The organism is Pauljensenia sp. 20925_1_27, assembly GCF_041432835.1.
In the GTDB taxonomy this organism is placed as follows: domain Bacteria; phylum Actinomycetota; class Actinomycetes; order Actinomycetales; family Actinomycetaceae; genus Pauljensenia.
On record NZ_JAPWAH010000017.1, the window covers coordinates 33,053 to 42,533 of the forward strand.

The 9,481-nt window shown below is 66.3% G+C and carries 7 protein-coding genes; 3 read left to right on the plus strand and 4 right to left on the minus strand.

Annotation, left to right across the window (positions count from 1 at the left end; translation table 11 throughout):
• Positions 1–310: 310 nt before the first annotated feature.
• Genes O3684_RS08525 through dnaK form a run of 4 tightly spaced genes read right to left on the minus strand, consistent with a single transcriptional unit; the run spans position 311 to position 4,455 of the window.
• Positions 311–865: a heat shock protein transcriptional repressor HspR gene (locus tag O3684_RS08525; protein WP_500063617.1), complete on the minus strand. Its 555-nt coding sequence runs from the start codon at positions 863–865 to the stop codon at positions 311–313.
• A gap of 3 nt (positions 866–868) precedes the next feature.
• Positions 869–1,924: a DnaJ C-terminal domain-containing protein gene (locus O3684_RS08530; protein ID WP_500066322.1), complete on the minus strand. Its 1,056-nt coding sequence runs from the start codon at positions 1,922–1,924 to the stop codon at positions 869–871.
• Between the two features lie 42 nt (positions 1,925–1,966).
• On the minus strand, positions 1,967–2,623 hold the full coding sequence (locus O3684_RS08535; protein ID WP_500066323.1) for a nucleotide exchange factor GrpE: 657 nt from the start codon (positions 2,621–2,623) through the stop codon (positions 1,967–1,969).
• Positions 2,620–4,455 (minus strand): molecular chaperone DnaK, encoded by a 1,836-nt coding sequence (dnaK, locus tag O3684_RS08540; protein WP_016460437.1) that lies wholly within the window; start codon positions 4,453–4,455, stop codon positions 2,620–2,622. The genes O3684_RS08535 and dnaK overlap by 4 nt, the downstream gene beginning before the upstream one ends.
• A 468-nt stretch (positions 4,456–4,923) precedes the next feature.
• Here dnaK and O3684_RS08545 point away from each other — a divergent pair, with 468 nt between their 5' ends.
• From O3684_RS08545 to O3684_RS08555, 3 genes are all read left to right on the plus strand, one after another.
• Complete coding sequence (locus tag O3684_RS08545; protein ID WP_500063620.1) at positions 4,924–7,302, plus strand: alpha-L-fucosidase; 2,379 nt, start codon at positions 4,924–4,926, stop codon at positions 7,300–7,302.
• A 79-nt stretch (positions 7,303–7,381) separates the two neighbouring features.
• The gene (locus O3684_RS08550) at positions 7,382–8,539 is read left to right on the plus strand and encodes a class I SAM-dependent methyltransferase (RefSeq protein WP_500066325.1); all 1,158 of its coding nucleotides are present in this window, start codon (positions 7,382–7,384) and stop codon (positions 8,537–8,539) included.
• Positions 8,540–8,728: 189 nt separating this feature from the next.
• Positions 8,729–9,184 (plus strand): GNAT family N-acetyltransferase, encoded by a 456-nt coding sequence (locus tag O3684_RS08555; RefSeq protein WP_500063623.1) that lies wholly within the window; start codon positions 8,729–8,731, stop codon positions 9,182–9,184.
• The last annotated feature ends 297 nt before the right edge of the window (positions 9,185–9,481 follow it).

Below are 9,481 nucleotides of genomic sequence, written 5' to 3' on the forward strand. Positions count from 1 at the left end.
GACCTGGTAAAACTATGTTCAGCGGGCGCAAGCCTGCCGCCTGTTCCAGGCTTCGGTCGGGAATCCTGTGTGCCCCCGGATTCTCGATCGAATATGCTGCGGGACCCATCCACTGGATGGGTCCCGCAGTCCTTTATGTCTCAGTGTCGTGCCACTGAGGACCAATGCGCCTCTCTCAGTGTCGTGCCACTGAGGACCAATGCGCCTCTCTCAGTGTCGTGCCACTGAGAACCGATGCAGCCTTCTCAGCGCCGTGCCACTGAGAACCGATGCAGCCTTCTCAGCGCCCTACTGACAAGAGCGATGCGCGTTACCGCTGGGGGACGAGCGTCCCCTCGATGACGTTGCGCGCCTTCGAAGGCGGCGGCGCCGGAAGCTCCGAGCGCGCCGACGTCTGGGCGGCCGCGAGCGCGGCAAGAGCGCGCACAGGGCTCCACACGGTGAGAGAGCCACCGGAGCCATTCGTTCGCCGTGACGTGCGATCCCACGGCCGCTGGCCTCGCTGTAGTGGCATGACCTGACCGTCCGCGGACGCAGCAAACACTCGATTGCGCCTGGCTTCAGCGGCCGTGACCGCGTCGCGCAGGGCGTCCCGTTCTTCTTCCAGGGCCTCGACGCGGCGCTCGAGCTCGAGGATGCGTCGGATTCCTGCGAGGTTGATGCCCTCCTCCTGGCTCATCCGCTGCACGTCGCGCAGGCGCTGCACGTCGCGCTTCGTATAGCGGCGACCCCGCCCCTTGGTACGGGCGGGGATCACCAGGCCGAGTCGGTCGTACTGGCGCAGGGTCTGCGGGTGCATGCCCGCCAGCTCGGCCGCAACCGAGATGACGAACGTCACCGCGTCGTCCGTTCCAGTGCTCGCCATCGCTTACTCCTCCGAGGCCTCGGCGAGGGAAGCGCGCACGTCGAGGTCGCCCTCGGCCGCCGCCAGCTCCTTCGCGAGCTTCTTGAGCTCGCGGTTCGGCTTCTCGGGGACGCGGATGGCCACGCGGGCGATGAGATCGCCGGTCGCCTTGGAGGTCTTCACTCCCCCGCCGCGCACGCGAATCTCGGTGCCCGAGGAGGACCCTGCGGGCACCTTCACCGTGGCCGTGTTGCCGTCGATCATGGGCACGTCGACGACGGCGCCGAGGATTGCCTCGGAGACGGTCACCGGCAGTGTCACAACCAGGTCGTTTCCTTCGCGCGTGTACACGGGGTGCGGCTTGACGGTCACGGCGACCTCGAGGTCGCCGGTGGGACCGCCGTTGACGCCGGGCTTGCCGTGGCCCTTGACGCGGACCTTCTGCCCGTCCTTGATGCCCGCGGGAATGCGGACCTTGATCGGGGAGCCGCCAACCTTGATGGTCAGCGTCGCGCCGTTGAGGGCCTGACGGAAGGAGATGGACAGCTTCGCGCGCAGCGTTCCACCCTTTTCGGGGGTCGGTGCCGCCTGCTGGGCATGGCCGCCGGTGCCGAAGGGCGAACCGTAGGGGTCGCCCCCAAATCGGGCGCCTGCGTGAGCGCCACCGCCACCGCCGAAGAGGCCGGAGAGGATGTCCTCGAAACCAGCGCCGCCGCCGGGCATGCCGGAGGTCTGGAAGCGCACGTTGTGGCCGCCGCCCCCAAAACCGCCACCGCTGAAGCCGCCGAAGAGGTCCTCGAAGCCACCGGTGCCGCCGGATCCGGCAGAGAATCGAGCTCCACCGCCGGCCATCGCGCGAATCGCGTCGTAGCGCTTGCGATCCTCATCGTTGGACAGGACCGCGTATGCCTCGCCAATTTCCTTGAACTTGGCTTCGGCCGCCTTGTCGCCCGGGTTCTGATCCGGGTGCCACTGACGCGCCAGCTTGCGGTAGGCCTTCGTAATGGCCTTCTTATCCGCCTTTTTATCGACTCCCAGGACCTTGTAGAAATCCTTGGAGAACCATTCTTGTTCACTCACGCGCGTTTCACCTCACTTTCAGTCACGAGCGTGTTGTTGCTGTTATTCAGGGTTGTTCACCAGCACCTTCGCGGCGCGCACCACGCGGTCTCCGCGGCGATAGCCACTGGTGAGCACCTGCCCGATGACGGGATGATCGACGTCCGCGCTGGTCGTCGCCATCAGGGCGTCATGCAGGGCCGGATCGAAGTCGTCGCCCTCGGCGCCGTAGCGCTCCAGCTCGAAGCGCGTCTTGAGCGTCTCCTCGAGCTTCGTGGCGATCGACGCAAAGGGACCGTCCTCCAGGTCGCCGTGCGCACGGGCGGCGGCGATGTCGTCGAGAACGCTGATGAGCGACTCGATGACCTCGTCCTGGCCGGCGGTCTTGTGACCGGGGATGGCCTCCTTGGAGCGACGCACGTAGTTGGCGTACTCCTGGCCCTGGTTGTACAGCTCCGCGTTGGCGCGGGCCAGCTGATCCTCGACGGCCGCGATGCGCTCGAGGGCCTTGGCGAGGTCAGAGTCCTCAATCTGTTCCTCGAAGGCACTCATGTCGTCGGCCGAAGCCTCGGACGAGGCCTGGGCTACGTCATCCGCACCGGGTGCGGCGTCGTTGTTCTCGGCCGCCTGGCCGGCCGGGGCCGACTCGACAGAGTCGGCCCCGGCGACGTTGGCGTCTTCGTTGGGCGCCGAGAAACCGTTGGTTTCTTCGGTGCTCACTTGTCATCCTCGTCAACGATCTCGGCGTCCACGACATCGTCCTGGGCAGGAGCGGACTGCGCCGCGGCCTCGTCGGCCTGCTGCTTGGCATAGATCTCCTGACCGATCTTCATGCCGGACTCGGACAGGGTCGCCATCGCGGTCTTCACGGCCTCGATGTCGTCACCCTTGAGGGCTTCCTTGACGGCGTCAACATCCTTCTGGACGGCCTCGCGGGTCTCCTCGGAGATCTTGTCGGCCTCGTCCTTGAGCAGCTTCTCCGTCGAGTAGACGGCCTGCTCAGCCTGGTTGCGAACATCGGCCTCTTCGCGGCGCTTCTTGTCCTCGGCGGCGTGCTCCTCGGCCTCGCGCACCATGCGGTCGATGTCCTCCTTGGGCAGGGAGGAACCACCGGTGATCGTCACCGACTGCTCCTTGCCGGTGCCGCGGTCCTTCGCGGAGACGTGAACGATACCGTTCGCGTCGATGTCGAAGGTGACCTCAATCTGCGGGACACCACGGGGAGCCGGCGCGATGCCGGACAGCTCGAAGGTGCCGAGCAGCTTGTTGTCGCGGGCGAACTCACGCTCGCCCTGGTAGACCTGGATGAGCACGGAGGGCTGGCCATCCTCGGCGGTGGAGAAGATCTCCGAGGCCTTGGTCGGGATCGCGGTGTTGCGATCGATGAGCTTCGTCATGACGCCACCCTTGGTCTCGATGCCGAGCGACAGGGGGGTCACGTCGATGAGCAGGACGTCCTTGCGGTCACCCTGGATGACGCCGGCCTGCAGGGCAGCGCCCACGGCGACGACCTCATCGGGGTTGACGCCCTTGTTGGGCTCGCGACCGCCGGTGAGCTCCTTGACGACCTCGGTAACGGCGGGCATACGGGTGGAACCACCAACGAGAACGACGTGGTCGATCTCGGAGACGGTCACGCCGGCCTCGGCCATGACGTCACGGAAGGGCTTCTTGGTGCGCTCGAGCAGGTCCGCGGTCAGTTCCTCGAACTTGGCGCGCGTGAGGGTCTCATCCAGGTGGATGGGGCCATCGGCAGTCATGGACAGGTACTGCAGCGAGATGTTCGTGGAGGTCGCGGAGGACAGCTCCTTCTTCGCCTGCTCGGCAGCTTCCTTCAGGCGCTGGAGAGCGACCGCGTCCTTGGACAGGTCGGCACCAGTCTTGGCCTTGACCTGGTCGATCAGCCAGTTGACGATGCGCTGATCCCAGTCGTCGCCGCCCAGGTGGTTGTCACCGGAGGTGGCGCGCACCTGAATGGTGGAGAAGCCGTCGTCATCCTTGCCCACCTCGAGGAGGGACACGTCGAACGTGCCGCCACCGAGGTCGAAGACCAGGATGAGCTCGTCTTCCTTGCCCTTTTCGAGGCCGTAGGCCAGAGCCGCGGCGGTGGGCTCGTTGACGATGCGCTCGACCTTGAGGCCGGCGATCTGTCCGGCGTCCTTGGTGGCCTGACGCTGCGCGTCGTTGAAGTAGGCGGGAACCGTAATGACGGCCTCGGTGACGGGCTCACCCAGGTAGGCCTCGGCGTCCCTCTTCAGCTTCTGGAGGATACGCGCGGAGATTTCCTGCGCGGTGTACTTCTTGCCGTCGATCTCCGTGGTCCAGTCGGTGCCCATGTGGCGCTTGACGGAGGAGATGGTGCGGTCAACGTTGGTGACCGCCTGACGCTTGGCGATCTCGCCAACCAGGACCTCGCCGGTCTTGGAGAAGGCGACGACCGAGGGGGTCGTACGAGCGCCTTCAGCGTTCGGGATGATGGTGGGCTCGCCGCCTTCGAGGACGGCGATAGCGGAGTTGGTGGTGCCGAGGTCGATACCGACTGCACGTGCCATGGTTGTTGTCCTTTCATTCGCTAGGCCGTCTCCGCTTCCGGAGCGGCTTGCGTTGGTCTGTGTGGTCTATGTGGTGCCGGGAGCTCCCGACACATCCTTGAGTCTGATGTACTCAACTTTAGGAGCCGGGTTTTTATTCCGCAACCCGTAGCTCTCAAACCTGAGTCTGATGTACTCAACCTTGGAGGCTTGGATTTTATTCCCTCACCAAAACCTCCTCGGTATGAGCCACTCAAAACTTGAGTCTGATGTACTCAACTATCTTTTCAGACTTTTATTCCATCCCGACATGACAAGGCACAACACAGCCCGCTGGCACCAAAACATGCACAGCGTCAACCATTCGTAAGCCAAGCAAAAGCCCATCGTAAGTTTTTGCGAAACCTGAAAGTGGCACACCACACCCCTCCTCTGGCAAACTAGAAACGCTCTCAACGACTGAGAGCCCCGTCAATCAATGGAGACTTGATGCGCATCACGAAACGACTGGCTGGCAGCCTCCTCGCCGGCCTACTGACACTAGGAATGGCAGGTCCCGCTTTGGCCGACACGCCAGCAGCCGACGGCACCCAGTCGGGCACCACCGCCCCCCAGACCACCTACGACGCGCGCTACGCGATCCCCGCAGCCGTGCCCGCCTCCAGCGAGGCGAAGGTCGCGCAGTGGCAGGACATGAAGTACGCCATGTTCATCCACTGGGGCGTCTACTCCTCCTACGCAGGCTGGTACAAGGGCCAGAAGCAGGAAGTCGGCTACCCCGAGCAGATCAAGGCGTGGGGCCACCAGCAGACCTGGGACCAGCGAATCCCGCTGCAGGGCATCCCCCGCGAGGAATACCTGGCCACCGCCCAGACTTTCGAGGCCCCCAACTTCGACGCGACCGCGTGGTGCCAGCAGGCCAAGGACAGCGGCATGAAGATGCTGCTCATCACCTCCAAGCACCACGACGGCTTCGCCATGTGGGACACGGCCACGACCGACTACAGCTTCACGAAGCAGTCACCCTCCCACCGCGACCCGATCCTCGAACTGTCGCAGGCCTGCCAGAAGGTCGGCATCAAGTTCGGCCTCTACTTCTCCAACATCGACTGGGAGAAGCAGCCCGAGGACCCCTGGACGAACGCCAACACCCTGGATGAAGCGGGCTACATGGACTACATCCATGCCCAGCTCAAGGAGCTCCTCGGCGGCAAGTACGGCGAAATCTCCGAGCTCTGGTACGACATGGGCAAGCCCAACAAAGAGCAGTCCGACCAGCTGCGTACATGGGCCCACGAGCTCCAGCCGAACATCATGATCAACTCGCGCGTGGGTAACGACCGCGCGGACTTCGAGGTCGGCTGGGACAACGAGATGCAGTCCGAGCAGACCCAGGGCCCCTGGGAGTCAGCCGTCTCGATCTTCCACAAGACCTGGGGCTACGCCAACTGGGACGACGCCGCCCCCACCTACAAGGACACCGGCTACCCGGACTACACCGAGGAAGAATGGGACCACATCCAGCAGGTCGACAACACGACGGCCCTGCGTAAGGCCCCCGGCGGCGCCCACATCAAGACCACCGAGATCGTGGGCAACATGTTCTCGACCGTGGCCCTGGGCGGCCAGTTCCTCTTCAACGTCGGCCCGAAGTTCGACGGCTCCTACGACCCGTGGGACGCCTCCGTCCTCAAGGGCATCGGCGACTGGAACCGCGCACACCCCGGTATCCTGGGCAACTCGCGCCCGACCCACTACCCCATCGAGACCTGGGGCAAGACCATGGTCGATGACTCCCACATCTACCTGGGCATCGAGAAGTGGCCGGCCGACGGCACGATCACGCTTCGCGGCGCCGGTGCCAACGACATCGCCTCGGTGAAGCTCGACGGCTCCGACGCGGCTCTGACCTACAAGGTCGAGGGCAACGACCTCGTCATCACCCTGCCCGCACAGCCCGACGAGATCCTCCCCGTCGTCACGGTCACCACGAACGGCACCCCCAACTACGTGCCCACCGGCCTGACCACCATCGGCGAGCAGGCGACCACGATCCCCGCCTCCAGCCTCGAAAAGTTCAAGGCACCCACCCCCAAGACCGGCGAGACCAGCTTCACGGCATCCATCACCTCGGGCGACAAGGTCGCCTCGGGCGTGACCGTCTCCTTCGATACCGAGGGCTTCACGGACTCCTACGCGAAGTACAAGGTCACCGTCGCGGGCCAGACCATCAAGGGCCTGACCGTCGCCGACCTGAAGGCGGGCGTCGGGCCCTTCACGATCGGCCCGAACCAGACCGCTCGCGCCACCCTCGAGTACGACAACCCGGCATACGTGCTGAAGGGCTTCGGCAAGGACACGACCGTCAAGTCGGTCACCGTCAAGGCCGAGAAGTTCTCGACCCCCGCGCTCTCCGTCGAGCCGTCGACCGTCGAGGCTGGCAAGCCCGTCACCGTGAAGGGCACGGGCTTCGCGCCCGAGTCCACCGTGACGCTCACGCTGCACTCTGAGCCCGTCGAGGTCGGCACGGCCACCACGGACGCCAGCGGCAACTTCACCGCCGAGGTGACGGTCCCCGCCGCCACCGAGGCCGGCGACCACACGGTCGTCGCCGAGTCCGCCTCGCCGGCCGTCTCCGCGACCGCGCCGCTGACGGTCACCGCGCCCACCGCGCCGGCCCCGTCCGGTGATCCGAGCGCCGCTCCGAGCTCCCAGCCCTCCGCGGCCCCGGCCCCCGCCCCCGAACAGGGCGGCAAGGGCGGCCTGGCCCGCACCGGCACCAACGCGCTGCTCTTCGCAGCAGCCGCGCTGATCGCCGCGGGAGCAGGCACGGCGTTCATCCGCCGCTCACGCGCTGCCAAGGCCTAATCACCGCGTGGGCATAACCACCACAGGTGGGGGCGGGGCGCAGCTGACGACGCGCCCCGCCCCCACTTACACTTGAGGGATGCGCTGCAACCACTTCGATGCCGGAACCTGCCGGTCCTGCACCCTCCTCGACCAGCCCTACGAGCGTCAGCTCGCGGATAAGGCCGAGGCCGTCGCAGCCACCCTCTCCCCCGTCCCGGGAGCCGGCGAAATCTCCTGGCTGGCCCCGGCCTCGTCCCTCGAGAAGGGCTTCCGCACGAGCGCAAAGCTCGTCGTCGGAGGAAGCCGACGCCGCCCCACCCTCGGCATCCTCGGACCCGACCGCCGCGGCGTCGACCTGCCCGGATGCCCCATCCAGCACCCGGCGATCAACCGCGCGACCCCCGGCCTCAAGCGCTTCATCCGATCCCTGAACCTCACCCCCTACGACGTTCCCACCAAGCGCGGGGAACTCAAGAACATCCTCATCACCGTGGGCGACGGCCAGCGGCTCATGATCCGCTTCGTCCTGCGCACGCGCGACCGCGTCTCCGACATCCGCTCGGCGCTGCCGCTCCTGCGCGACCTCGTGCCGGCCGCCCACGTCGTCACCGCGAACATCCACCCCACGCACGAGGCCATCGTGGAAGGCCCCGACGAGATCATCCTGACGCGCGCACGCACACTGCCGCTGTCCGTGGAGGGGCTCGAGCTGGGGCCTCGCTCCTTCGCGCAGACGAACGCACACGTCGCCTCCGCCCTGTACGAGCAGGCCGCGCTGTGGGCGTCGCGTCCCTTCGCCGACGGACGTCTGCCCGAGAGCCTGTGGGACCTGTACTGCGGCGTCGGAGGCTTCGCCCTCGCTGCCGCGCGCGCCGGATTCCCGCGCGTCACCGGCGTCGAGGTGTCCTCCGGGGCGATCTCCTCGGCGATCAGCGCCGCACGCCACGCGGGCCTGTCGCGCTCGCGCGCGACCTTCATCGCGGACGACGCGACCTCGTGGGCGCGCGCCCAAGCACCCGAGGACGTACCCGACGTCATCGTCGTGAACCCGCCGCGTCGAGGCATCGGCACCGACCTGGCCGCGTACCTGAACCAGTGCGACGCGCCCCGCGTCATCTACTCCTCCTGCAACCCCGCGTCACTGGCCAAGGACCTGGCGGCCATGCCCACGCTCCGCCCCATCGAAGGCCGCCTCTTCGACATGTTCCCGCACACGACCCACGCCGAGGTCGCCCTCCTCCTCGAGCGCGCGTAGGCCGGGCACCGCCCGGGCCTCGTACTCAACCAGATGCGGTGCCAGCACAGACGAAGGCACCCCCTCGCACACGACCACAGTCGCCCTCATCTATCGCTCATCACCGGCGGTCACACATCCCGTATATCAGCCAATCACGCTGGCTCACTGCCCCGTACCGTTACAATTGGACCTAACGTTAGGAGAAACATGACCGTCGAACTCATCACCGCCGCCACGCCCGAAATCCACGAGGCCATGGGGCGCCTGATCCCCCAGCTCTCCCGCTCCGCCGCTCCCATGAGCGAGGCCGACGTTGAGCGCTTCCTCGCCCAGTCCGGCGTACACCTCTTCGTGTTCCGCCCCGACACCGCTGACGCGGAGGGCAACCACCCGATCCTCGGCATGCTGTCGCTAGCCACCTTCGAGATCCCCACTGGCGTGCGCGCGTGGGTCGAGGACGTCGTCGTCGACGAGGGCGCCCGCGGCCAGGGAGCCGGCCAGTCCCTCGTCGTCGCCGCGATTGAGCACGCCCAGAAGATCGGCGCCCGCACCGTCGACCTCACCTCGCGCCCCTCGCGCGAGGCCGCGAACCGCCTCTACCAGCGCGCCGGCTTCCAGCTGCGCGAGACCAACGTGTACCGAGTGACGCTCGAGAAGAAGTAAGCACACACCACTTGCGTTGCTTGCGACCTTAGTGTCGTTTGTATTGCTTGCCTTCCGAGCATTCTGTGTGTTGCCGCCCGCCCCCGCATGACGCGTGGGCGGGCGGTTTGCGTGGGGCGACGAACGCATAACCGACGGATCCGGGATGCGGTTCCCGCTGGCCGGTTGGGCATGGCCACCGGGCCCACGCGTATCGGCAGCGCATAACAGCGGCGTCGATGGGCGGGGCGATGGGCGCGAGAAAGGCCCTATGCAAGCCGCATCTGGCTTTCAGCGAGACAAAACTCGCCCTGCTAC